This is a genomic window from Pseudoalteromonas sp. APC 3495 (genome assembly GCF_030407645.1).
Lineage (GTDB): Bacteria > Pseudomonadota > Gammaproteobacteria > Enterobacterales > Alteromonadaceae > Pseudoalteromonas > Pseudoalteromonas tetraodonis.
In genome coordinates this window covers 31,643-55,930 of the sequence record NZ_JASDDA010000029.1, presented here as the reverse complement: position 1 = coordinate 55,930, position 24,288 = coordinate 31,643, and the positions used below count along the sequence as shown (strand labels likewise).

The following is a 24,288-nucleotide window of genomic DNA, read 5'->3' as shown; positions in this document are numbered from 1 at the left end:
CTATGATAATTTAAACGAGTCAGGTAAAGTGGCCTGACTTAAACAAACTGGTCTCCGATGAACTCGGGGCGATTCATAGCGATATTCCAATCACTAGTCATGAAATTAGATGTGGTGTTTCATGTGACTTGAACGAGAAATTAAGAGACCATACTAGTATTTATGAGGCCAGAATTGGTGATGAAGTACTTATTAATGAAGAACTCAATAAATATATATCTGAGGGTAAGGGCCAAGGAGTCAAAGAATTCAAAAAAAGTGTAAATATACCTGGCACTAAAGAGTTTACGGTGTCATTTTGTTCTAGAACATTTAAAAAATTGGGGGATACTGAGGTATGGACTACATTAATGCCAACAGAAAATATGGAACTTGAAGTTGGCTTTCCTTCTAGCTTAGAAGTTGGTGCAAAAGCCAATCATCCTAAAAGCTTAATTAATCACCCTAAGAACCCGTATGTAAGTAGAGTTAAATATGAGCTAAAACATGGTGTATTTCCGTATCAAGGTATAACTTTTTGGTGGCATAAAAAACATCAATAGTTTAATGTTGTAAATGTGAGCATAAGCGAGTAAAATTGCCCGGCAGATTTATTGTATATAATCTGAACTTTTCCCTGCTATGCTTGTCTTATAAGATAGCCTTTGCTATAGATGTTATACACAACAGATGGAATGGAGTATAAATTATGAAAATTATACAAGATGTAGGTGTCTGGGACAGTCCCGTAGGTATATGGGATTAACTTAATTCTAAAAAACCCGCTTACGCGGGTTTTATTGTTAATATTAGATAATTTTAATTGAGGTTTGTAACTGAGTACTATCTAACAAGTTTTCTTAACACTGCCTCACTCCAACCCCCGCATGCTTCAGCCCTACAATCTGCCCTTTGCCGTTATGTGCCATGGCCAGCATATCACCGGTGTTTATGCCACTTTCAACCGCGTGTTTAGTTTTTAAATCACTGAGCAGTGACTGCTTAATCTGTACCAGTACCTCGTCATTGCAGCTGGCTATGTACCAGTCGTTGTCGACCTTTACGAGCGTGCCGTATTCTATGTGGTGTTGTTGATGGCGGCGTAAGTCGTTTGTTAATTGGGTGTCGAGCGCGCGTTTTTGTTGCGTTATGGTGCTTGCGTAGCTACCTGTTTGATCTATTTCATGCGTTGTTATAAACGAGTAGTTGTGTATGTCTATGGTGTTTAATACGGTTTTAGGGGCAGTATTTATCACGTTGTTACTGTCGAGCACTATAAAAGCCAGTAAGCCCAATGCGCAGGTAAGGCTTGTGAGTTGCAGGGCAAAGCCAAGCTTTTTAGGTTGTTTTTGGATTACGCTATGTTTTAACGCCTGTTGCTGAGCGTGCGAAAGTCTGGTGCGTGCTTTACGTTCGTTATAATGTTGTGTGAGCTTTTCATTAAACTGCTCATCAGGCTTGTTCATTATAATCTCCTAATAATTGTTTTAGGTTTTGTTTGGCGTAGCGTAGCCTTGTTTTTATGGTTTGGGCGTTGCTTTGCGTTATAAGCTCTATGTCGGCAAGGCTAAAGCCTTCTTGTTGTAAGGTGATGGCTTCGCGCTGCACAAAACTAAGTTGCTTAAGCGCAGCATTAAACGCTTCATAACTTATGTGTGTGTCGCCTATGTGTGAGTCACTACTTGTTAATTCACTTTGATTGTTATTTTGCGCAGGTAGTTGGCTGTTTTCGTCAAGCTCGACAAAGTGTTGCTGTTTGCGGTATTCGTCTATTAGGGTGTTGCGTGCGAGTTTAAATAACCAGGCTTTGGGCGTGGTTTGTGCTTGGTAAAGGTGGCGCTTTTCAATAACCTTTAGCCATGTTTGTTGGCTTACGTCGTATGCTAAATGTGTATTAGACTGGGTAACTAGGTAGTGATATAAATCGTTACTGTATAAGGCAATAAGCTGCTCTAAATGGCGGTTGTCGCCACTTTTTGCATACCGCGCCATGCAGTCTTTGCTTGGCGCTTCAAATAACCATGACTTAATACTCAATAGCATAGGCGCTTATTCCTTTACTGCGAACTGTCTAATTTAAAATCAAGCTGTACGGTTTGACCTGTTTGTAATTGTGCCACACCTTCAATTATTTTTGGACGATATTTCCAGCGTTTAATAGCGCGAAGTGCTTCGCGATCAAATATGCGTTTTGGCTCGGCATTTACTACTGTGGCATCAATCACTTCACCTGTGGGTGAAATATTAAAGCTAAGTTGCACCCAGCCTTCTATACCATCACGTGCTGCGCTAGTTGGGTATTTAGGATTTATACGCACAATGGGTGAAGCATCTCCCGTAGGGCGGGTCAGTGTTTGCTTCATATCGTCATCAAGTCTGTCAATTACTATGGGTGGTGCTGTGCTTATTGCTGTTATTGGCTCATTACTAGGTGTTACACGTGGTGGTGCTTTAGGCGGCATTTTAGGTGTGGGTGGAGGCGGTATTCTTTTAATATGCGTGGTTTGTTTATCTTCTGGTGCTTGAAAAATCTCAACAGTAATATCATCACCCAATTTGATAGGCGCTCTTTGCTCGCCACTAATTAAGTATTGCATAAAGGCAAATGCGATAAAGGTCATCGCAGCACCGCCAATAACAGCTGTTGATGTTTTGAACATGGGGTTTTTAGGGAATTCAAGTGTGTGCATAAGCCGCTCCAAATTAACTTATTATGTTGTTTCAGAGCTATAACGGCTGGCAAATAGAAAAGGGGTTAAATAGTTTTAAAATTTAATTAAAAATACAGGGGTAGTATTTAACCTATGTAAAAGGTCTCTTGATTTTTTTATTTTGGGTTGGCTAAAAGAATGTAGTTATTTTAAGGTTTGCCTGTTATTTTCTATTTTGTTTGCTCTAGGTAGATGAAATGAGAGCTTTAAGTTGCTTACCTGCTGTTGTTAAACTTTCGTTCTCAATAATGGCGGCATTATTCAGGCATGCTCATTAAAAAGGATTTATAAATGAAAAAAGCAATATTTGTTTTTTTATTATTAGTTAGTGCTTGTTCATATTTAGAAAGTGAAACAGAGCAAGCTAATCGTTTATCCAAAACATACCAAGTAGACATTCAAGCTGGTGAACCTCGTTTATTTTTTCCTGAACAATTTGCAGTCAGTGATGGAGAGCCTCCAATTCTTGAAATGGAAATGACTACGCTTGCAGATTCTTCTGAGTCACTTGATGGTATTGAGGCCGCATTAACGACCTATCCTCAAGGGTTTGTTACTGAAGTAATTGACGCTATTTACCTCTCTGGTCCTATGCTTATGGAAGGAGCTGAAGCGGGTGGGACATACTCAAGCAACTCCATAATATTAGTAAATATTTCAGATCAAAATGGCACCAACTTTAACTTCGAAAACTCATTGAAAGGAGTTCACCATGAATTTAGCTCGTTGGTTTATATGCGTTCACCTTTCGTTATATTTGCATGGCAAGCTTTGCTGCCAAAAGAGTGGAAGCCTGTATCCTCGAACTATGAGGCTTTAACGCAAGATAGAAATGTAGGACCTGATTATGAAAATGGGTTTTTATCTAGATATGGTAAAACTAATATTGAGAACGACTTTAATATTTATGCTGAATTTGCCTTTGCAGAACCTGAAAAATTGCGGGAACTTGCCGCTACCTATCCAATAATAGCTAAAAAGCTAAGTTTGTTTATTACCGCGTATACGCAGTTCTCGGCTAAATATCAGCAAGACTTTGAAAATTATTTTGCGAGAACGGGTTTAAGTGATGTTGCTGTACAGCCTGAGAATTTTGAAATGACTATCCATTTAGATTTAAGCGATATTAAGCCACAGATAAGCCAATAAAGTTTTGCTTTTTGAGCTGTTATCTCTGATTAGCATTATGCTAGAATCGGGCTTATCATATAATAAATAAGGATATTTTTGTGGATATTATCATTGGTCAAAATGTGCTGAAGAAAAAAGCGCAGCTAACTCAACTTTCCGAGCGCGCTATTGGGCGAGCTTTTAAAGAGCAAGCCGCTTTGGCAATCCAAATGACGCAGTGCAGCGCAGCGGTTTATCGCCGCTTACAACGCACCTATAAATCTACTGTAACTCCTAGGGATCAAAAGCGTGTTAAAGCCGGTGGCTTAACGACACAATCAGTTGTTTTTTCTACCAGCAATAATAGTCAAAAATCTTTTAATAGCTTACTTCCAGCTATGCGTGGGGGAGCTTCAGCACCTGGTAGTGTTGCAAAAACATCTAACGATGTTGCTATTGCTTCAAATCAGCCCCAAGCAATCAACTTATTAGCTTTATTACACCCAGTGATAAACGAAGATATTATGAAAACAGGTAATAGTGTTGAGAAAGCGGCAACTATTTTAGGCCTTGTTACCACAACAGTTGGTTTTGCTGTTCCTGGTGGCAGCGTTGCTTCTTCAATTGTGAGCTGGGTAGGTAGTGGTGCTACTTATTCAGGGTTTACTATGTCGAGAATTCGCCCTGATGCTCCTGATCGTGCGTATCATCAACTAACAAACTATATTACTTGCTTGGCTGCATGGAATAAAAAGGCATGTGAGTTAATTGATATTGCAGATCCAAATGGCAAGTGGACTTTTCGAGATATTGAAACAGGGTTTGCTTAAAATCTAAAACAATTAAGGGAGTATAATGACTCCCTTAATTGATGTTTGCTTAGCGTGTTTTTTAAAACACTTAAAAGCAGTAAAAATTAATTTTTCACGTCATCTTCGTGAAGATCTTTAAACAGCTCCCCTTGGGGATGTTCAAAAAACTCATCATCTATTTCTTCGTCATCCACAACCAACATTTGATCTTGTGCGGTAGTTTCTTCAATACGGGGATCCATAGTGGCAGCCAGTGGCGAGTTAGTTACATCGGACGTACCGACCACATAATCACTGGGTTCAGGCTGCTCTACTTTTTGTTTAGAATTAATAAACGTGAGTAATAAATACATGGTTACGGTTAATAGCGAAATAGACGCATACAATGCTTGGTGACCAAAGTAGCTCATGATCTGTGCGTTAACTGTTGAGCCTATTGCTGCCCCAGCGCCAAAAGCAACCAATAACGCTGATGACACGCCTACGCGTTCTTCGTCTTCAACTCGCGAATTGGCCAGTGCCGAACAAAGCGGATATAAAGTAAAGGCAAACAAACCAAATATAAAGGTGAGTATGTAAGCAATTAACTGTGAGCTTGGTAATAAAAACAATGCCAAACTCACAATGCCTATGGCTATGGCATTAGTACGAATTAATAAACTACGGCGAATACGGTCAGAAAGCATGCCCATTGGCCACTGTGCTAGCAGGCCGGCTAAAATAGTTAGCGACATAAAAATAGCAATTTCAGCGGCGTTAAAGCCAGATAGCTTAGCAAAAATAGGTGCTAGACCATAAAAGCTACCATTGATAATGCCTGCAAAGTGGACCGCGGTAAGCGATTGTGGCACTTTTTTAGCGTAATCAAATAGGCTCATTTTTATCGGTTTTAAGGGTTTTGGGTGAATTCTACGGGTGATAGAAATAGGAATAATACCGATTGCTAACGCCATGCACACCAAAAATAGCGGCGCATAACCTAGCTCAGGAAATTGTGCGAGCGCTAATTGCCCTAAAATCATCCCCAAGTATGAAGTGATCATATAAAACGAGAATACGCGGCCGCGTGATTCGGGGGCTGACTGTTCATTCAGCCAGCTTTCTAGCACCATGTAATTACACATCATACCTAAGCCAACAAAAAGCCTAAGGCCTAACCATATATAAAGATTATCACTCACGCCGTGAGCAGCCACACAGGCTGTCACTGCAGCAGTACTGGCGGCAAAGGTTCTGATGTGACCTACCGATTTAATAAGATGATAGCCAAGTTTTGAACCCAGTAATAAGCCAAGGTAATAACACGAGGTCATTAAGCCTATCCAAAACGTAGACGTGCCTTGTTTACCTAAATAAAGCGCTAAATAGGTAGTAAGTAAACCGGTACCAATAATTAAAAATAAATTGGCAAAGTACAGTGACGGAAATGATTTCATTAAAATGCAAATTATGAGCTAAGACAACTAGATACTAGAGCAAGCGAGAAGGTTTTCCAAGCTGTAAAAGGGAGTTTTATATGGCGCAACCCTATGCAGGCTTTAAATAGAGGTTAATGAATAAAATAATCATTTAATAATATTTTCATTTCACCGTTTTGCAGATATTCGGTAATTTTTTTGTTTATTTTTTCAAAGTCTTTTTTATAGCTTGGGTGGCAAATAATATTATCGTTAATGCTCACCGGTGAGTAGTTATTACTATAGGGTAGATGGGGGTGTATATTTAACGCTTTATAGGCAAAGTTAATATCGGGGTAAAACGCTAATATTAAGTCTACTCGCCCGAGTAATAAAAGTTGTAAGCTTTCCATTTCGCTATTTACTTCAATTACTATTTTGGCTTTTTCTTTTATTCTATCTAGCTCACGACTACTGGGCACCCCTCGAACAATGCTAATAATATCGCTGTTATTAATTTGGCCTACGTTTGAAATAACTCGCTTTGGGTTATTAGAAACCACTTTGATCAGTGCTTTGTTAAAAGGTGTGCTGTGTAAAATGTTTTTAGGTAATGTAATCCCTTCTGAGCCATCAAAGGTGTCCTCACCTGGTGCATAGCAAGCAACAGTTTGTTTTAAAAACTCAAGCTTAGCGCGTTTCATTGGCATGACTTCAATTATGTATTGATCACTCAGTTTTGTATCTGCGATTGCTTTGGTTAATAACGCATGATAAACCCCTTGGTGTTGATTATTAGCAGCGTGTTGAAACAGTCCACTTAATTCGGCAACAGCAATAATTTGTTTGGCAGCGACCTTTTGATGCACACAAACCATCAATAAAAATAACCAAAAGTACGATGTAGATAAATACTTACTACTGAGCATGACTTTAAACTAATTTATTTTTTGTAGCTTTAATATAGTCTTTGAGGGCTGAAAATACGACTGGTGATTTAATTAACGCCTCAATTTATACCTATATTACTGCAGAGTAAGCGCTACATAATAAAATAATATGACTAAGTGCCATGCTAGAATAGCGGGCTTATTGCGGGTATTATGCAAAGAAGCAATATTTAGCATTATTTATTCCACATTAGGGGAAATTAATGGCAGCAGTAATATTTTTTGGAACTAAAAATGACCAGTAATAATCAAGCTACAAATAAGCGTAAAAAAAATAATCCGCTTATCGAAATAGTCTTTAATATCATCATCCCTTCAGTCATTTTAATGAAGTTTTCTGGCCCTGAATATTTAGGCAGTGTGACTGGTTTAATTGTCGCGCTTATATTCCCTATTAGTTACGGTATTTATGATTTTATAAAAGCGGGCTCATTAAACTTCATCTCGCTTTTAGGCTTTTTAAGTACTTTGCTTACCGGTGGTATTGCCTTGTTTGAGCTAAACGTTGAGTGGTTAGCTATTAAAGAAGCAGCTATTCCGGCAATCATTGGTTTTACCGTGCTGATGTCGGGCTTTTTTGGCAAACCGTTACTAGCCAAACTTTTATTAAACTCACTTTTATTTAAGCTAGATACTATTTACGATGCCTTAGATGCACGAGGCAATACACAAAGCTTTAAACAAAAAATCACCAATGCTAATTACCTCTTAGCGCTGACCTTTGTGTTTTCATCTACGATGAATTACATCCTTGCTAAATGGATTGTTACCAGCCCTGCAGGCTCCGTTGAATTTAACGAACAGCTTGGTGAAATGACGCTATTGAGTTATCCGGTAATTGCTATTCCGTCTATGCTCATGCTCATTGGTATTTTTGTTTATGTAATTAAAGTACTAACTAAATTAACCGGTATGAAGTTTGAAGACATGGTTAATGCTGAATAGGGTTATCCATAATCTATAATAAAAAGCCGTTGTTTAATAACGGCTTTTTTGTTGATGTTTACTTATAAGTATTTATTTGTAATCTGAGTACTTCGTTCTGTGATAAGGAATAAGTTTATAATTTGGTTGTAAAAAGGTCACTAAATCAGTGAGTTCAGAAACGGTCATGGTGTCGTTAAATACCGTCATTTTAGATGCTCCATCGGGGGTTCTAGCATCAGCTCTGTAAGGCCTCGAAAAGCGGTGCGAAGGGTTAATAACCGATGTAACTAACTCAGCATAAGTGACTATTTTGGTTTTATTTCCGCCTAGTCTGATAGAAATATCGTCATGTTTTTTTATACTGTCATCTTCTACACCTGCAAGCGTATGGCATGCCAAACACTCATACTTAATAAAAACGGCTTTACCTTTTTCAGCATTTCCCTCTGGTAAGCTAAACCCCCTTGGAGAATCAACGCCTTTATCGCAACCTGCAAGTGCAATTAAGCATAAAATTATTAATGTATATTTCATGGTAGCTCCTTTGTCTTTCATTGGGTTTAGTGAGCGGCAATTGATAAACCATAGCCATAAACAACTTATGGCTAATTAGCTAAAACTAAAAGCGACCGCATTAGCGACTAAACTATGTATTTACTGCGCTGTATGATATTTGCATCTGGCTATTGTTTGTATTTTTAAGGCTTAGTAAGTAGCAAGAAAAGGTAATAAGGCTACGCTTATTATCAAGTGTTGATTTATTAAAATGCTTGAACACTCTATTGTTTTTATAAAGAGTCATTCACAATAAATGACTCATCTAGGGTCTGTTGACCTTTCAAGGTTAAATTTGCAGCAGTCTGTTTGGTATTTAGGCAAGACAGAGCCTATGTGGTGTGGTTATTCCCCATAAATAGGCGATAACGTAGCATCAATGCCAAACAGGCGCTGCCCGAAGGGTTCTGCCTAGGGACGATTTACTCTTTGTTACTCGGTTTTTACTTAGCCCACTAGGTTACAAACCTCGCGCCGCGATTAAACCGCCCCTAGTTTGAACAAATTTTAATCCACAAAGGTCAACAGACCCTAGTGTAGTTGAGGAAAAATAATAACCCTAATTATTACCTGCATTTATCTCTTCGGAGTTTTGCGATTGAAACATCGTAACCTCGTCGACATGCTGACTGACGCTGTTTTTTTGTAAGGCAATGTATAAGTCTGAATGAATATAAATACCGTCTTTACCTGAGGCGATACCAGCGGTTTTAAACCAAGAAAGTAACTGGCGTTTTCTTCCCGCTAGTTCTAATCGAATACCTCGTTTTTTAAATATCACATCTAGGTCTGCGAGCATGGCCATAACGCTTAAATCAAGATGAGTGAAGCAGGGCACAGCATCAATAATGACACATTGCGTGTCGTCTTTTTGTCTTGCATATTGCTCTAACAAGCGGCGTTTAAAATAACTGGCATTAAAATAGGTTAAAGGAGAATTAAAACGATATATAAAAACCCCTTGTACTGCTTTGGCTTTATCTGTTTCGTCTAAGCTTCTTACTACGCCTTTTATATCCACACCTAAAATGGTGTCTGATGGGCGCATAACAGTTCGAATAAATTGAAATAACCCTAGTAATACAGCAAGGGTAATTCCTGGTATAACACCAATAAACAGCACAGCAAAAAGTGTGGCTGAGGCTAAGTAAAATGCCTGCTTATCTTTAAATTTTAATTGCCAGACTGCCTTTAAATCAAGCAGGTGAACAGAGGCAATTATTAATACAATCCCGAGTGCAGCACTGGGAATAAACTCAAGCGGCGCCGTTAGAAAAAGAGCGATAACGCCAATAATAGCGGCAGCTATAATCGAAACTAATTGGGTTTTTCCGCCAGAGTCGTCGTTTACGGCTGTGCGTGAGTCGGCACCACTAACGGCAAAGCCTTGTGATAATGCTGACGCTAAATTAGCGATGCCCAAGGCTCTAAATTCTTTATCGGCATCGATGTCGTAGCCATTCTTCGCTGCAAAGCTTCGCGCCGTTAGCATCATGCTGACAAAGCTAACTATGGCTAAGTTGAGTGCTGGTACAACAAGTTCTCGAATAATACCCACGTCAAATACTGGAGTGTTAAACACAGGCAAACCACCGGTTACTGTGCCTATGGTTTTTATTTCAAACTGCTCTAAATTAAACAACCAAACGAATACCGCACCTAGTGCAATGGCAAACATAGAGGCTGGCCATGTAGGTTTTAAGCGCTTTAACACAAAGTAAACGCCGAGGGTAAATAAAGCCATTAATAAGGTGGGAATATGAGTTTGCGATAAATACGTAGGAACGCCACCTAAACGCTCAAGCAAGTAGCGCTCATCAAAGGTAAAGCCAAATACTTTAGAAAACTGACCAACAATAATGGTAATAGCAACACCGTTTAGTAACCCCATTAAAATTGGTTTAGATAAAAAGTCGGCTAATACACCTAGCTTAAAGCGGCTGGCAATAAAGCACCAAAAACCGGTCATTGCGGTCATGGTGATCACTAATTGCCAATGTTTAAAGCTATCGCCTGCAGCAAGTGGAGTAACAACGGCTGCAATAACCGCACATGTTGCGGCATCAGGACCAATAATAAGCTGTTTAGAGGTACCAAAAAGTGCATAAAGCATCATAGGTAATACGCAAGAATACAGGCCAACTGCAGCATTAACGCCTGTAAGTTGCGCATAAGCTATAGCAACAGGTAAAGCAACGGCTGCAACTGATAATGCCGCTCTAACATCATCTGCAAACCATTGGCGTTGATAATTAAATAAGGTGTGTAAACCTGGCATAAAGCTATATAGACGCGACAACACTTCAAATTCCCTGCTAATAATTAGGAGTCGATAGTAAGTTCTCTTTAATAATAAGTATAGTAACTAAACGTGTTAGATGCGCTAAATAGGGGGATTTCTAGTGTATTAATAAGAGGAATATAGTTTAAAAATAAAAAAGCCCAGCAAGTTACTGGGCTTTGTAAGTCAAATGACAGCTTTAAAAATTAGCTATTCAATTGACCAGTAGATGATTCTATGTGGGCGCGAACAAACCACTGATATTGCTCAAGCTCTGCAAGTTGCGCAATGATCATATCTTCAGATACCGGATCAAGCTCAGCAAGTGATTCTATGGCTTTACGGTGATCACCGTTAACGCCGTTATATACTTTGTCTAATGCGGCTAAGTGTTCAGTTACTAAGCCTTTACCTATGGCATAATCTTCCCATGTACGACGCTCAACAATCGATTTTGGTGTGCCAACTGGGACGCCGCCTAAAGTGGCTATACGTTCTGCTATGGTGTCGGTCATTTCACGGACGGTTTCTACTTGTGGGTCTAGCATTTCATGTACGCCAATAAAGTTTGGACCTACTACATTCCAATGAATATGTTTTAAAGTTAGCTGTAAATCAATTAGCGCTACCATGCGATTTTCTAGTACAGATATTGCTTTATTTGCTGATTCGTTTTCTACACCGGGAGCGGTAAATTCAGCGACTTTATTTGCATTATTACTGTTACTCATGATTCCTCCTACTATTTCAAAAATAGTGCTCGCTTTACTCTAGTGAGTATTTAAATTGCGATAACGAACACCTCTTGTATTTATAGAAGCAATCGTCATGCCGATAGTGACATAGTTTTAACTAACTGAAAAATAGCAGTTTAATTTTTATTTATAGTACTTGATAAAGCAGTAAGATTAAGTGCATATGAAAAATATGCACTTTTTTGTAAATTCTGCAAAACAGCAGTACTTTAAAGTGTTAGCGAATAGCGTGCCCTTTATAGTGGTTATAATGAAGGTATTATCATTGTTGATTAATGTCCTGTTACATATACTCAACTTAAAGATTCATTAAAGGAGAAGTGTATGTTGAGATTTTTTTCCATCGAGCAAGGAGTGATCAAAGAGTTAGCGCCTTTACCTGATACCCCTGTTGAAGTATCCATAAAGAATGCACATTGGATTGATACTATTAATCCAACACCGCAGGAGCAAAATGCGCTTGCAAAAACGCTCAATATAACTTTTCCAGATTCGGTAGATGTAGAAGAGATTGAAACGTCGTCTAGGTGCTTTATCGATAATGAAGGTTTACATGTGCATGCATTGTTTATGTCACCTAATGAAGGGCGATTTAATACTGTAACGGTAGCTTGTTTGTTGCAAAACAATTGCTTACTTACTATTCGTGATGAGGAATTGGCTGATTTTAGACTACTGCGCTTAAGAGCGCGCAAAGGTCAGGTGGCATGCGATACAGCAAAACAATTATTAATCACTTTATTTGATCAAAAAGTTGAAAACCACGCGGATATGCTCGAAGACATGCATCATCAATTAGAGAAGCTCAGTGCTTATGTACTTGAAGAAGATAACTCAGACTTAGAAGAGGCGGTTGGTCGCATAGCTCGCTTAGAAGATGCTAATGGTAAGGTGCGTTTATGTTTAATGGATACGCGACGCAATATTTCGTTTTTAATACGCCGTATAGGCGCGCAAAATGACGAGCGCGAATCTCTTAGAGAAATTGTACTCGACATAGAAACTTTAATGTCGCACTGTACCTTTTTGTTCGACAAGGTGAACTTTTTGATGGATTCAACACAAGGCTTTATTAATATTGAACAAAATCAAATTATTAAAACCTTTTCTATTGCCTCAGTGGTTTTCTTACCGCCTACAGTAGTGGCTAGTGTTTATGGTATGAATTTTAATATAATGCCTGAGCTACAATGGGAATGGGGTTATCCATTTGCAATTGGCATTATGTTGCTGTCGGGCTTTGCCCCTTATTTATTTTTTAAACATAAAGGGTGGTTATAATACTTTAATATTGCAAGCTGAGCGCTCAAATCATTACCCGGTATATTGATGTGCTTTTAATACTTCAAGGGGAATAATATCTAGCGCTTTTTGGTTTGTTGCTTCAAGTACAACAGGAGGAGCAACATTTGCAGCAATGGCATGATACCAACGAATCGCACATAAGCACCATTTATCGCCAGCTTTTAAGCCTGCAAAATCATATAAAGGATTAGGGCTAATTAAATCGTTACCTTGCGCCTTAGAAAATTGCAAAAATTCGTCGGTCATAATGGCGCACACACTGTGATTACCAAAGTCTGAATCTGGCACATAGCAAAACCCTTCGCGAGTATAGCCGCCATTGCCACAACATAGTTGTAGGCGAGTTCCCAGTACATTTAATTGATTAGCCATATAACAAATTACCTTTTAGTGATAACTGCTGAAAAGAGCTGCTTACCATAACAGGCTGTTAGTGACTTAGCTATATGCGAAGAGGCTTCTGGGTAGGTATTTGTTTATAAAATAGCTGCGCTTTGAGTAAATTCAAAACGCAGGTTTTTTATTGTGCTATTAAGTTAAGATAATAGCGCCGCAGCTAAGCGCACAAAATCAGAAGAGGTTAAAATACCTACCAGCTGACCTTGCTCACTAACCACAGGCATACAGCCATGGCGATTCTCTACAAAAAACTTAACCACATCTGATAATGGCTGGGCTGGAGTAACACTAATAAAGTCACTCACCATAATATCTTCTACTTTTGTGAGTTTTTCTTTGCGTTGTAATGCATTTGCGCCAAAAGTAGCCATGATCCCCATTACTTTGGCAACCATAATTTTTTGCGTAAGCATGCCAACAAATGCGCCATCTTCGTCGATAACGGGAATGTGACGAACATTTTTTTCTTTCATTAAATTATGTGCGTCGTGCAAAGTACTTTTTATATTCACTGAGAATGGGTTAGGTGTCATTAAGTCTGCAACGTTTTGACTCATGTTTATTCCTTTATAAAGCGTGTGGTATAACACATTATATTAGCGCGCTTTTTAAGCTTTGCACCTTATTGAGATCAAGGTTTTTGCAGATTTAATTCACAGGAGGGAAACAGGCATCACTTAATAAAACACCCTAAAGCGTTTTATTAAGTGATAAAAAATGACTATGGGTGAATGTTATTCGTAACCACGTTCTTTTTTAGTTTTAATAACCGCAATGTAACCGTGCCAACTAGCGTAACTAAGTAGTGGCATAATAATAATGAATCCAGCGGCACCCGCAGCAAAGCCCAGTGCCACAAGTACAAATATACAAATAGACCACACCAGCATGGCTGCAAAGTTTTCTTTAACTGCATGTATTGAAGAAACCACGGCAGTCATTATATCAACGCGTCTTTCCATCATAATTTGCGGGGTAAATGCCGAAATTGAAAACACACTAACCAGTAAAATACCGCCAATAATACTGCCTATGGTTAAAAACGCCGAAAGCTCTTCAAATGTTGGGTTTGCATGGCTTGGGTACAATGCATGAACAATTGCAGCTAAGCGCATCCAAATAACCATAATTACCATAAGTAACACGGCAAAACCCCACTCACCTACAGGGTTACGAAACATCGATTTTAATGAATGGCTTAAAGTAGGTTTATGGCCTTTTTCAAGCTCCCAAGCCACATCGTACAAACCAACCGCAAACACAGGACCTATTAAGGCAAATGCAACCGTGGCTGGCAGTATGGCAAGGTGGCTGTCGGTAAGTACAACAGAGTAAACAATCGCTACGGGAATAAGTGTGAAGATTAAACCGTAAATTAAGCTCAGCATGGGCGCGCGCGCCATATCCTTAAACGCTAACGAAAGCCAATGAAAAGCGGCAAATGTATTTACTTTGTTGCACTCTAAACAACGTGCGAATTTGGTGTCTTTTTCTATTGTGTTTGTAGTTGGCATAAAGATGCTCCTTTTTTAGTCACCTTTTAGTTTTAGAACATAGATGTTTTATTTACAACTCATAAACAACTTATACGCAAGATTTAGTTGCATTGTTCATTTGTTAATCATTTTTATTGCGTGTTAGCGATTAGGTATATTTTTGAGCACGTACTTAAAAAAGTGGGTTCGTATTTCTTTTACACAGTGGTAATCTAAACGCTGTAGCTAATTTTAAGAGACCGTAATGAAGGAAAATAAACAACAATATCAAGGAGCTTTACTGAGCAGTAAACGGTTTTTACCTCTGTTTGTGACACAGTTTTTCTCCGCTTTAAATGACAATGTTTACAAGCAATCAATCCTCCTTATTTTAATTTTTCAGGCTGCTACGGTGGCCGATGGTGCTTTTTATTCTAACGTGGCTGCGGGATTATTTATTTTGCCATTCTTTTTATTTTCGGGCATGGCTGGTCAAATTGCAGAAAAGTTGGAAAAATCAAAGTTGATCAGCATCGTAAAGTTTTGCGAAATTCCAATAATGCTGGTGGGCGTGGTATCTATTTTAACCGAGCAGGTTTGGTTAATGTTAGGTACTGTGTTTTTAATGGGTTTACAAAGCACTTTTTTTGGGCCATTAAAATACTCAATTTTACCGCAGCATGTGGCTCCTCATGAATTAACCAAAGCTAATGGGTTAGTTGAATCTGGCACTTTTGTGGCTATTTTATTGGGCACCGTATTTGGCACTTATTATATAACTCAAGCTGCAGGCCCTGTTTATATCAGTATCGCGATAGTGAGCTTGGCGGTTATTGGTTATTTGAGTAGTCGTTTTATACCAAAAAGTGCTGCGAATGATGCTAATTTAAAGGTATCGCTTAACCCTATTTCCTCGACCAAAAGTGTATTTAATGCGCTTAACGCACAAACCGAGTCGGTGGGTAAATCAGTATTGGGGATCAGTTGGTTTTGGCTTATTGGTGCAGTGATATTAACCGCGCTCCCTAACTATGTAAAACATGTAATGGGAGGCGATGAGCTGGTGGTTACCTCAGCTTTAGTGGTGTTTTCGTTGAGTATTGCATTGGGGTCTTTACTTTGTGAGAAGCTATCGCGCTCACGTATTGAGTTAGGCATTGTGCCTTTTGGGGCGCTTTTAATTAGCTTGTTTTTATATTTATTAAGCCAAGAGCCAAGCATTGAGTTTTATCGCCAAACTAATGAATCGCTGCTTACGCTTGAACAAGTGATTAATACCGGCGATATGCTCTGGCACTTTATTTGGATGGCTGGTATTGGTATAGCTGCGGGTTTTTATACGGTGCCACTGTATGCACTTATTCAGCAGCGTACTCACCCAGATAGCCGTTCACGAGTGATTGCTGCCAATAATGTACTAAACGCCTTATTTATGGTGGGCAGCGCTGTTTTAAGTATTGTTACCCTAACGCTTTTACACTGGGAGATTTCACAATTACTGTTGTTATTAGCAGGGCTTAATTTACTGATATCGCTGTACATATATAGCAAAGTGCCTGAGTTTTTCTTACGTTTTATTATTTATATTTTAGCGATTTGCATGTATCGAGTACGCACTAAGGGAACGCTTAATATGCCCGATGATGGGGCTGCCGTGGTGGTGAGTAACCATGTTAGCTTTGTTGATTGGATGTTTATTTTAGCCGCGTCACCTAGGCCAATTCGGTTTGTCGTGTTTGCCCCTATTTATTATTCACCAGCACTTAATTGGTTGTTTAAAATGGCCAAAGCCATTCCAATTGATAGTGAAAAAGCAAATCCTAAGGCGTTTAATAAAGCCTTTGACGATATCGCTCAGGCACTAGAGCGTGGAGAGCTGGTGGGAATTTTTCCTGAAGGCAAGCTCAGTGGAGATGGCGAGGTTGATGTATTTCGCCGTGGCATTGAAAAAATAATTCAGCGCACACCGGTGCCTGTTATTCCTGTCCATTTAGATGGACTATGGGGCAGTATGTTTAGTCGAAAAACAAAGTGGCGATTGCCTAGACCAAAGTGGTCGTTGGTCACTGTCACCATTGGTGAAATGGTGGCTGCACAGAAGGTTAATGCCGATGATTTGCGCGAGCGAGTGGTTGCTTTAAAATAGCTTAATAATAAAAAAGCGCTGCAATTAATTGCAGCGCTATGGTTGTATTACTTAATGGTAATTAACGGTCTAAGTTCATTACTTTAGTCCATGCCGCAACAAAGTCTTCTACAAACTTTTGCTTTGATGTATCAAAGGCATACACCTCAGCAACTGCACGTAGTTCTGAATTTGAACCAAAAATCAGATCAACCGAAGTAGCAGTGTACTTTTGCTCGCCTGATTGACGATCAAAGCCTTGATAAATCCCCGCATCTGATGACTTTTTCCAAACCGTCGACATATCTAATAAATTAACAAAGAAGTCGTTATTTAGAGTGCCTGGCTTGTCAGTAAATACGCCGTAGTCAGTGCCTTTGTAGTTTGCATCAAGCGAACGTAAGCCGCCTACTAACACGGTCATTTCTGGCACGGTTAGGTCAAGCTGATCCGCTTTATCTATTAGCATTTCAGTTGGCGATTTATAGCTTTTTTCTGCATCAAAGTAGTTTCTAAAGCCATCGGCTGGCAGCTCTAATAAACTAAATGCATTAACGTCAGTTTGCGCTTGCGTAGCATCGCCACGGCCAGCATTAAACGGTACATCTACTGTGTAACCTGCATCTTTCGCTGCTTTTTCAATCGCTGCATTACCACCTAACACAATCAGGTCGGCTAGTGACACTTGGCTTTTGCTAAAGAAACTATCATTAAAGTCGGCTTGAATCGCTTTTAATACGTTAAGTACTTTTGCGGTTTCGGCCGGATTATTTACCGCCCAATCCTTTTGTGGAGCAAGCGCAATGCGTGCACCGTTGGCACCGCCTCGCATATCAGAGTCACGGTAACTGGCAGCAGAAGCCCAGGCTACACGTACTAACTCAGGTACACTTAAGTTTGAGTCTAAAATAGCGGCTTTAAGCTTTTTCACAGCACCAGCATCAATGTTTGATTTAGTCTCTGCTGAAATTGGGTCTTGCCAAATTAAGTCTTCTTTAGGAACTTCTTTCCCTAAAAAGTTACGTGGTGGTCCCATATCTCTGTGAGTTAATTTGTACCATGCTTTAGCAAAGGCCAGTTGATACTCTTTAGGGTCATTTAAAAAGCGCTCAGCAATTTTGCGATACTCTGGGTCAAATTTTAATGCTAAGTCGGCCGTAGTCATTACCGGTGCGTTAAACTTACCTTTAATATGAGCGTCAGGTACAGCGTTGTGTAACGATTCATCCGTTGGGATCCACTGAATGGCACCTGTAGGGCTGCGAGTTTGTTTCCACTCAAAGTTAAGTAGGTTGCTTAAGTACAGTGATGACCAGCGGGTAGGTGCTTGTGTCCATGCGCCTTCTAAACCACTAGATACGGTATCTTCAGAGTGGCCTTTACCACATTTGTTTTTCCAGCCTAACCCTTGCTCTTCAATACCGGCTGCAGCAGGCTCTGCACCTACACAGTCTTTAGGTTTGTGCGCACCATGCATTTTACCAAAGGTGTGACCACCGGCGATAAGTGCCAGTGTTTCTTCATCGTTCATCGCCATGCGAGAAAACGCAACTCGAATGTTCTTAGCTGACCCAATTGGATCAGGAACCCCTTTAGGGCCTTCAGGATTTACGTAAATTAAACCCATGTGCGTTGCACCTAATGGGCGTTCTAATTTGCCGCTGGCATCTTCACGGTCGCTGGCAAGCATTTCTACTTCTGGACCCCAGTAAACCATGTCTGGTTCCCAGTCGTCAGTTCGCCCGCCGGCAAAACCATAGGTTTCAAATCCCATGTTTTCTAGAGCAACGTTACCTGCTAATACGATTAAGTCTGACCATGAAAGTGCTTCTCCGTATTTTTGTTTAATTGGCCAAAGTAAACGGCGTGCTTTATCTAGGCTTACGTTGTCTGGCCAGCTGTTAAGCGGTTCAAAACGTTGTTGACCACCGCCTGCGCCACCACGGCCATCAAGCGTACGGTAGGTGCCTGCGCTGTGCCATGTCATACGAATAAAAAATGGGCCATAGTTACCAAAATCCGCTGGCCACCAGTCTTGAGATTGCGTAAGTAGGGCGTCAATATCACTTTTTACTGTGTCTAAATCTAGGCTGTTAAATGCCTCTGCATAATTAAAGTCTGCACCATAAGGGTTAGAACGTAGATCATGATCACGAAGAGGAGATAGGTTTAGTTGATCTGGCCACCAAAATTGGTTTGTTCTGGTTGCGCCCATTTTAGCCTCACCCATGCCAACAGCACCTTGTGGCTTAGACATTTGTGGTTTTTCTTGGCTAAAAGCAGAGCCAGACATAAGTGCCATACTTATAAATCCAACAAGTGCTTTTTTAGTAAATGATCGGTTTTTCATTGTCAGCTTCCTTAAAGTTAACGAATTTCGTTATATACAAAGCGTATTACTATTATTAAAAATAGAATCTAATAATTTAAAAATTAGTGAGCTTTTACTCCATTCAAGTTGTTGTTTACAAAGCTTGAATGACTAAGCAGTGCGAATAGTATAGTAGAGGGGCTAAAAACCGTGTGCGAAATAAACCGATTGATACAATCTATAAAAATGATTTATTAAAGTTAAATGATTAAATAAACAAATCACTAAAGAGCTTTGAAAGTGGCAGACATAAAAAAGCCCAGCGTAGGCTGGGCTATTAGATTAAAATCTGTGTTATTGATTTTTCATTAATTTACTGGTGATCACACCTGAGGTCATAGAGCCCGATACGTTGAGTGCTGTGCGTGCCATATCTATTAAGGGTTCAATAGAAATAAGTAAAGCCACAACCTCTATAGGTAATCCCATGGTAGGCAATACAACCAACGCTGCGAAGGTAGCACCACCACCAACACCTGCAATACCAAACGAGCTAATAACCACAATACCAATTAGCGGTAAAATAAACTCAAATGTAAGTGGGTCTATCCCCACACTTGGCGCAACCATCATTGCGAGCATCGCAGGATAAATACCAGCACAGCCGTTTTGACCAATAGTGGCACCAAAAGAAGCCGATAAGTTTGCAATTGCCGGAGGTACTTTTAACTGGTTAATTTGCACATCGACATTCATAGGAATGGAGGCCGCTGAGCTACGTGAGCTAAATGCAAAGGTCAGTACTGGCCAGATTTTTTCAAAATAATGCTTTGGATTTACACCCACAAAGCTAAGCAATAAGCCATGCACAACAAACATCAATAAAATAGCTACATACGAGGCAAGAATAAAGGCAAGTAAATTTAAAATATCGTTACTGCTAGAGTTTGCCACGACGCTTGCCATTAGGCCCGCAACACCATAAGGCGTTAGTGCAATCACCATGCGAACTAAGCTCATTACCGTAGCTTGTAGGGCGTTTACACCGTTACGAATTGGGCTGGCAAGTTCTGTTTTTTCCAGCATTACTTTACGTGCAGCTATACCAACAAGGACACCAAATATAACCGTGGCAATAATAGAGGTTGAACGTTGATTACTTAAATCAGCAAAGGGGTTTTCAGGAATAAAGCTCAGTAGCATTTGCGGCACGCTTAAGTCGGCTACATTCGCAGCTTTGCTTTGTAGGGTGTCCATTCTAGCGGCTTCTCGAGTACCCGAAACAAGCCCTTCAATACTGAGGTCAAATCCATAGGTGACAGCAATACCCACCAAAGCGGCAATTGCTGTGGTAAAGAGTAAAACAGAAATACTAATAAATGATATTTTACCTAAAGAGCCTTGGTTTTCGAGCTTTACCACTGCGGCAATCATAAAAATTAATACCAATGGCATGATGATCATTTTTAATAAACCGACATAGCCTTTACCCACCACGCTTACCCAGCTGAGTATTTCTTTAATCGTCTCTGGAGAGTGGGCAAATAAAAACTGTAGGGCTAAGCCAAAGGTGCTACCAAGCACTAAGCCAAATAAAACGGTACGAGATAAAGAGCTGCTTTTTTGCGAAAAAAGATAAATCGCGAACAGCAAACCGACAAATAATGCCAACATTAATAATACAGCAAGCGACATAGTACCCTCTTTTATAGCTGTGAATTAGCGCGGCACTTTAACGCTTTGTAAGACGTTAACAAAATACGCTTTCGCTATGGTATAGAATTAAAATGAATATAGTAATAATATTAAAGTATAACGAATGAGCACATTGTTGAAAAAATTAACCCATATGATTGTATTTTCTTTAATTTATGGCGTTTACTAGATGAAAGTAAGATCTTAACTACAGTTAAAATCGTAACCTTAGTACGCGGTAATAAGTTAATTTGTTCACTTTAGTTTTTATTTAAAAGAGGGAGTAGAGGTATGTTAAAGGCAATAATGGCACTGGTGATGGTTTTAGTGGTTAGTGGGTGTTCAACCCAATACCCAAACCAAGCACTACTTGGTAAGCAATTTCCTACTGTGACGGGAGAAAGCTTAGAGCAAAAGTCATTCACCATTCCTGAGGACTTTAACAACCCCAATACGTTGCTGTTAATTGGTTATAAACAAGATAGCCAGTTTGATATTGATCGTTGGCTTATTGGTTTAGATATGAGCGCAGTGAATGTGACCGCTTATGAGTTGCCCACTATTCAGGGTATGGTTCCTCGCATGTTTAGTACCTTAATCGATAGCGGTATGCGCAAAGGGATCCCAAAAGAGTTGTGGGGTGGGGTGATCACAATTTACAAAGATGGCGATAAGGTTCAGGCATTTACTGGTAACGAAAACCCGAATAACAGCCGCGTAATACTGCTTGATGAGAGTGGCAAAATTATTTACTTTTACGACCGTGGCTTTTCGGTCTCCGCGTTAAATAATTTAAAAGCAGTGATTGAAAAGCAATAGTTTGCAGATAAAATTAGTTGCCTTTGGGCACGCTATGACTAAACGTTAGCGTGCCACGTTATAAAAGCATTATTCGCTTACGTTGTTTCTGCCTTTCTTTTTAGCTCTATAAAGCGCTAAATCAGCATTTTTTAGAGCCTCGTCAAAGGTTTGTTTTGCTGTTCTTTGTGCTACGCCAATAGAAACAGTCACGTTCACCGTTTTATTGTCGCTTGGCTGTTTACCTTTGCGAGATTTTTTATCGGTGCGTTTTGGGTTTCTGATCACCATGTCGTAAGTTGCAATATTTTGACGCAGTGTTTCTAGTTCAGGAATTGACTGCTCAGCTGTTTTTCTTGGAAATACAACGGTAAATTCCTCTCCGCCATAGCGGTAAATCTTGCCACCCCCTTTAACGCCACTCATTTTTGCTGCCACTAGCTTAAGTACTTGGTCGCCAATATCATGGCCATAGGTGTCGTTGAATTTTTTAAAGTGGTCAATATCGAGCATAGCAACAGTGTATTTTCGCCCTAATGATAGAGCAAGCTGATTAAGTGCGCGGCGCGTTGGTAAGCTCGTTAAATCGTCTCTGTAAGCTAAATAATAAGAGTCGGTACTCACCGCTAATAAATACAGAGAAGCCATAAATACAGCAATGACAGACCAAGGAAAATCAATAACATGTTGTTGGTTAAGGCACCACACAATAAAAGTGATGAGTAACGCCGTTTGCGTCAGGTTATGTGTTCTTACGCTTTGCCAAATGAGTAAGCTGCCAATGAGCGACAGTGGTAAAGCTATGGGTAAATAAGGAAGCAGTTGAGTATAAACAGAAGGTTGTAATGATAGCCCTTGTAAATGCAGACTCAGTGCCAGCCACGCAAATGCTGCGCCGCCACATAGAATAATTAATAAGGTTCGGGTCGCAGTGTGTATTGATAAAAGTGCGCGATCTTTTATCACGGCTAACAACATTAATAAACTTGCAGCGCATAGTAAAACCCAATCAGATTGCGCTTTAAGCCAACTTGACCAGGGCAAAGCATACTCAAGTGAACATAAATAAAGTAACCAAAACGCGCACAAAATAGCAACTCGACTTCGATTAAACTGAGTGGCAAATATAGCGGTAATAATCAGTAATGGATAAACAAGATTATTAATAAGAGAGAGCTTACTTTGCCATTGGGTTTGAAATTGAGTTAATAACAAAAATAATCCACACACGGCTAAAAGACTCAAAGAAGTTGATTTAACTCCTGCTAATTTTAACAACCCATGCTCCAAAGACCGATGCCTAAAAAAATAAAAGCTTATTGTATTGATATATAAAAAATATTACTACTTTAATGCTTGTTAATTATTTAAACACAATACTTTAAAACTAATTTTAATGTTTTTTATCGACATTTTTTAACCAAATGTATGACATTTTAGTAAATGTAAAAATAGTGAGCAGATTAAATTCAACAAGGTGGGAGACGATGTAAAAAGCGTTTAAACATTGAATAAGGCCATCCATGGCCTATTAATTAATCGTTTTTGTAGTAAGGGTAGTCACTGTAACCTTGCTCAGTCCCGCCATACATAGTGGATGCATCGGCTTCATTTAATGGCCATTGATTTTTTATGCGCGCTGGTAAATCAGGGTTTGCAATAAAAGGGCGACCAAAAGCAAATAAATCACCGTAGCCTTTAGCTAACATCGCCACCGCTTTTTCAACAGTGTACTTACCAGCGTAAATAATACGCCCAGAAAATTCAGCTCTAGCTGCTTGATAAAATTGCTCTGGTAAATCAGGAGCATTGTCCCAATCAGCTTCTGCAATTGAAAGGTAAGCAATACCGGCTTGTTCAAGTACTTTAATCGCTTCAATGTAGGTATGATGCGGGTTTGATTCTACTAACCCTAAATAAACACGGGTTTCATCAGTACTGCTAAATAAGGGCGCAAATCTAACCCCTAAGCGCTCAGGGCCTACTACGTCACTTACTGCCGCGACAATTTCTTTTAAAAAGCGCAGGCGATTAGTAAGAGAGCCGCCGTATTCATCATCTCGTTTATTGGTGTGCTCAGAAATAAACTGATTTACTAAATACCCATTAGCACAATGCAGTTCTACGCCATCAAACCCCGCTTCTAGCGCATTACGGGCAGCTTGTGCATACATGCCAACAAGCTCTTTTACTTCATCGGTTGTCAAAGCTTGTGGTTCACTTGGGTTGGCTAAAGCGCCTTGAGCCGGTCCTGTTTCAATAAAGACTTTAACGCTATCAGCTATTAGAGCTGAGGGGGCAATAGGTTTGGCTTCATTAGGCTGTAAGCTGGTGTGTGAAACGCGGCCAACATGCCAAAGTTGAGCAAAAATAATTCCACCTTCTGCATGTACTGCATCAGTTACTTTTTTCCAACCAGCTATTTGTTGATTAGAATGAATGCCCGGTGTCCAGGCATACCCTTGTCCTCTTGGTTCAATTTGAGTGCCTTCGGTAACCATAAAACCAGCACTAGCACGCTGTGCATAATATGTGGCCATCACATCGTTGGGGATATTGCCAGGAACTGTGCTGCGTGAGCGTGTAAGTGGCGGCATTACAATACGGTTTTTAAGTGTGTATGGGCCTAAATTGATTGATGAAAATAGACTGTCGATATTTTTACTTGGTTGACTCATTTTAATACCTTTTAAATTAATAATG

The 24,288-nt window shown here is 39.7% G+C and carries 22 protein-coding genes; 7 read left to right on the top strand and 15 right to left on the bottom strand.

Features of this window, described 5'->3' with window-relative positions; translation table 11 throughout:
• The first annotated feature begins 128 nt into the window (after window positions 1-128).
• A complete protein-coding gene (locus QL984_RS12465) occupies window positions 129-542 on the top strand; it encodes a hypothetical protein (protein ID WP_290172843.1) in 414 nt (137 codons plus the stop codon).
• A 297-nt stretch (window positions 543-839) separates the two neighbouring features.
• Here QL984_RS12465 and QL984_RS12460 read toward each other — a convergent pair whose 3' ends face one another.
• Genes QL984_RS12460 through QL984_RS12450 form a run of 3 tightly spaced genes read right to left on the bottom strand, consistent with a single transcriptional unit; the run spans window position 840 to window position 2,669 of the window.
• Window positions 840-1,445, bottom strand: a complete 606-nt coding sequence (locus QL984_RS12460; protein ID WP_290172842.1) for a hypothetical protein — start codon at window positions 1,443-1,445, stop codon at window positions 840-842.
• Complete coding sequence (locus QL984_RS12455; protein WP_131691640.1) at window positions 1,432-2,022, bottom strand: sigma-70 family RNA polymerase sigma factor; 591 nt, start codon at window positions 2,020-2,022, stop codon at window positions 1,432-1,434. The genes QL984_RS12460 and QL984_RS12455 overlap by 14 nt, the downstream gene beginning before the upstream one ends.
• 14 nt (window positions 2,023-2,036) lie before the next feature.
• Complete coding sequence (locus QL984_RS12450) at window positions 2,037-2,669, bottom strand: energy transducer TonB (protein WP_290172841.1); 633 nt, start codon at window positions 2,667-2,669, stop codon at window positions 2,037-2,039.
• A 312-nt stretch (window positions 2,670-2,981) separates the two neighbouring features.
• On the opposite strand from QL984_RS12450, the gene QL984_RS12445 reads away from it, so the two are divergent.
• Together QL984_RS12445 and QL984_RS12440 are read left to right on the top strand one after the other, a co-directional pair.
• Complete coding sequence (locus tag QL984_RS12445; protein WP_290172840.1) at window positions 2,982-3,839, top strand: hypothetical protein; 858 nt, start codon at window positions 2,982-2,984, stop codon at window positions 3,837-3,839.
• An 80-nt stretch (window positions 3,840-3,919) separates the two neighbouring features.
• Window positions 3,920-4,630, top strand: coding sequence for a hypothetical protein (locus tag QL984_RS12440; protein WP_010387555.1), 711 nt, complete (start codon window positions 3,920-3,922; stop codon window positions 4,628-4,630).
• A gap of 86 nt (window positions 4,631-4,716) precedes the next feature.
• Here the strand turns inward: QL984_RS12440 and QL984_RS12435 are convergent, their stop codons facing one another.
• Both QL984_RS12435 and QL984_RS12430 read right to left on the bottom strand, forming a co-directional pair.
• Complete coding sequence (locus tag QL984_RS12435) at window positions 4,717-6,048, bottom strand: MFS transporter (protein ID WP_016900508.1); 1,332 nt, start codon at window positions 6,046-6,048, stop codon at window positions 4,717-4,719.
• 113 nt (window positions 6,049-6,161) lie between these two features.
• On the bottom strand, window positions 6,162-6,938 hold the full coding sequence (locus tag QL984_RS12430) for a hypothetical protein (protein ID WP_290172839.1): 777 nt from the start codon (window positions 6,936-6,938) through the stop codon (window positions 6,162-6,164).
• 255 nt (window positions 6,939-7,193) lie between these two features.
• Here QL984_RS12430 and QL984_RS12425 point away from each other — a divergent pair, with 255 nt between their 5' ends.
• Window positions 7,194-7,904 (top strand): VC0807 family protein, encoded by a 711-nt coding sequence (locus QL984_RS12425; RefSeq protein ID WP_028835687.1) that lies wholly within the window; start codon window positions 7,194-7,196, stop codon window positions 7,902-7,904.
• 72 nt (window positions 7,905-7,976) lie between these two features.
• Here QL984_RS12425 and QL984_RS12420 read toward each other — a convergent pair whose 3' ends face one another.
• The 3 genes from QL984_RS12420 to dps all read right to left on the bottom strand — a co-directional run bounded on the left by QL984_RS12420 (window position 7,977) and on the right by dps (window position 11,453).
• On the bottom strand, window positions 7,977-8,420 hold the full coding sequence (locus QL984_RS12420; RefSeq protein WP_028835688.1) for a c-type cytochrome: 444 nt from the start codon (window positions 8,418-8,420) through the stop codon (window positions 7,977-7,979).
• A 580-nt stretch (window positions 8,421-9,000) separates the two neighbouring features.
• Window positions 9,001-10,743 (bottom strand): SulP family inorganic anion transporter, encoded by a 1,743-nt coding sequence (locus QL984_RS12415; RefSeq protein WP_024601437.1) that lies wholly within the window; start codon window positions 10,741-10,743, stop codon window positions 9,001-9,003.
• A gap of 185 nt (window positions 10,744-10,928) precedes the next feature.
• Window positions 10,929-11,453 (bottom strand): DNA starvation/stationary phase protection protein Dps, encoded by a 525-nt coding sequence (dps, locus tag QL984_RS12410; RefSeq protein ID WP_016900503.1) that lies wholly within the window; start codon window positions 11,451-11,453, stop codon window positions 10,929-10,931.
• Between the two features lie 348 nt (window positions 11,454-11,801).
• Between dps and corA the strand changes: the two genes are divergently transcribed.
• Complete coding sequence (corA, locus tag QL984_RS12405; protein ID WP_016900502.1) at window positions 11,802-12,758, top strand: magnesium/cobalt transporter CorA; 957 nt, start codon at window positions 11,802-11,804, stop codon at window positions 12,756-12,758.
• A 33-nt stretch (window positions 12,759-12,791) separates the two neighbouring features.
• Here the strand turns inward: corA and QL984_RS12400 are convergent, their stop codons facing one another.
• From QL984_RS12400 to QL984_RS12390, 3 genes are all read right to left on the bottom strand, one after another.
• Window positions 12,792-13,154, bottom strand: a complete 363-nt coding sequence (locus QL984_RS12400) for a DUF2237 domain-containing protein (RefSeq protein ID WP_016900500.1) — start codon at window positions 13,152-13,154, stop codon at window positions 12,792-12,794.
• Between the two features lie 164 nt (window positions 13,155-13,318).
• The gene (locus tag QL984_RS12395) at window positions 13,319-13,738 is read right to left on the bottom strand and encodes a CBS domain-containing protein (protein WP_016900499.1); all 420 of its coding nucleotides are present in this window, start codon (window positions 13,736-13,738) and stop codon (window positions 13,319-13,321) included.
• A gap of 177 nt (window positions 13,739-13,915) precedes the next feature.
• Window positions 13,916-14,695, bottom strand: a complete 780-nt coding sequence (locus QL984_RS12390; protein ID WP_016900498.1) for a DUF2189 domain-containing protein — start codon at window positions 14,693-14,695, stop codon at window positions 13,916-13,918.
• Between the two features lie 226 nt (window positions 14,696-14,921).
• Between QL984_RS12390 and QL984_RS12385 the strand changes: the two genes are divergently transcribed.
• On the top strand, window positions 14,922-16,802 hold the full coding sequence (locus QL984_RS12385) for an MFS transporter (protein ID WP_024601434.1): 1,881 nt from the start codon (window positions 14,922-14,924) through the stop codon (window positions 16,800-16,802).
• A gap of 61 nt (window positions 16,803-16,863) precedes the next feature.
• Here QL984_RS12385 and katG read toward each other — a convergent pair whose 3' ends face one another.
• Window positions 16,864-19,131: a catalase/peroxidase HPI gene (gene katG / locus QL984_RS12380; protein ID WP_290172837.1), complete on the bottom strand. Its 2,268-nt coding sequence runs from the start codon at window positions 19,129-19,131 to the stop codon at window positions 16,864-16,866.
• A 315-nt stretch (window positions 19,132-19,446) separates the two neighbouring features.
• Window positions 19,447-20,787, bottom strand: coding sequence for an L-cystine transporter (locus tag QL984_RS12375; RefSeq protein WP_290172836.1), 1,341 nt, complete (start codon window positions 20,785-20,787; stop codon window positions 19,447-19,449).
• A 291-nt stretch (window positions 20,788-21,078) separates the two neighbouring features.
• Between QL984_RS12375 and QL984_RS12370 the strand changes: the two genes are divergently transcribed.
• Window positions 21,079-21,606 carry a hypothetical protein gene (locus tag QL984_RS12370; protein WP_008111407.1) on the top strand — a complete coding sequence of 176 codons (528 nt, stop codon included), beginning with the start codon at window positions 21,079-21,081 and terminating at the stop codon, window positions 21,604-21,606.
• Between the two features lie 69 nt (window positions 21,607-21,675).
• On the opposite strand, the gene QL984_RS12365 is transcribed toward QL984_RS12370, so the two are convergent.
• Window positions 21,676-22,863, bottom strand: a complete 1,188-nt coding sequence (locus QL984_RS12365) for a GGDEF domain-containing protein (RefSeq protein WP_290172835.1) — start codon at window positions 22,861-22,863, stop codon at window positions 21,676-21,678.
• Window positions 22,864-23,120: 257 nt separating this feature from the next.
• Window positions 23,121-24,263, bottom strand: a complete 1,143-nt coding sequence (locus QL984_RS12360; protein WP_290172834.1) for an alkene reductase — start codon at window positions 24,261-24,263, stop codon at window positions 23,121-23,123.
• Window positions 24,264-24,288: the final 25 nt, after the last annotated feature.

Excerpts from the sequence above, each read along its gene's own strand:
- QL984_RS12450 (WP_290172841.1), bottom strand. The coding sequence starts at position 2,669 with ATGCACACACTTGAATTCCCTAAAAACCCCATGTTCAAAACATCAACA.
- QL984_RS12385 (WP_024601434.1), top strand. The coding sequence starts at position 14,922 with ATGAAGGAAAATAAACAACAATATCAAGGAGCTTTACTGAGCAGTAAA.
- QL984_RS12370 (WP_008111407.1), top strand. The coding sequence starts at position 21,079 with ATGTTAAAGGCAATAATGGCACTGGTGATGGTTTTAGTGGTTAGTGGG.
- QL984_RS12425 (WP_028835687.1), top strand. The coding sequence starts at position 7,194 with ATGACCAGTAATAATCAAGCTACAAATAAGCGTAAAAAAAATAATCCG.
- QL984_RS12360 (WP_290172834.1), bottom strand. The coding sequence starts at position 24,263 with ATGAGTCAACCAAGTAAAAATATCGACAGTCTATTTTCATCAATCAAT.
- QL984_RS12435 (WP_016900508.1), bottom strand. The coding sequence starts at position 6,048 with ATGAAATCATTTCCGTCACTGTACTTTGCCAATTTATTTTTAATTATT.
- QL984_RS12445 (WP_290172840.1), top strand. The coding sequence starts at position 2,982 with ATGAAAAAAGCAATATTTGTTTTTTTATTATTAGTTAGTGCTTGTTCA.
- dps (WP_016900503.1), bottom strand. The coding sequence starts at position 11,453 with ATGAGTAACAGTAATAATGCAAATAAAGTCGCTGAATTTACCGCTCCC.
- corA (WP_016900502.1), top strand. The coding sequence starts at position 11,802 with ATGTTGAGATTTTTTTCCATCGAGCAAGGAGTGATCAAAGAGTTAGCG.
- katG (WP_290172837.1), bottom strand. The coding sequence starts at position 19,131 with ATGAAAAACCGATCATTTACTAAAAAAGCACTTGTTGGATTTATAAGT.
- QL984_RS12395 (WP_016900499.1), bottom strand. The coding sequence starts at position 13,738 with ATGAGTCAAAACGTTGCAGACTTAATGACACCTAACCCATTCTCAGTG.
- QL984_RS12430 (WP_290172839.1), bottom strand. The coding sequence starts at position 6,938 with ATGCTCAGTAGTAAGTATTTATCTACATCGTACTTTTGGTTATTTTTA.
- QL984_RS12375 (WP_290172836.1), bottom strand. The coding sequence starts at position 20,787 with ATGTCGCTTGCTGTATTATTAATGTTGGCATTATTTGTCGGTTTGCTG.
- QL984_RS12420 (WP_028835688.1), bottom strand. The coding sequence starts at position 8,420 with ATGAAATATACATTAATAATTTTATGCTTAATTGCACTTGCAGGTTGC.
- QL984_RS12400 (WP_016900500.1), bottom strand. The coding sequence starts at position 13,154 with ATGGCTAATCAATTAAATGTACTGGGAACTCGCCTACAACTATGTTGT.
- QL984_RS12455 (WP_131691640.1), bottom strand. The coding sequence starts at position 2,022 with ATGCTATTGAGTATTAAGTCATGGTTATTTGAAGCGCCAAGCAAAGAC.
- QL984_RS12390 (WP_016900498.1), bottom strand. The coding sequence starts at position 14,695 with ATGCCAACTACAAACACAATAGAAAAAGACACCAAATTCGCACGTTGT.
- QL984_RS12460 (WP_290172842.1), bottom strand. The coding sequence starts at position 1,445 with ATGAACAAGCCTGATGAGCAGTTTAATGAAAAGCTCACACAACATTAT.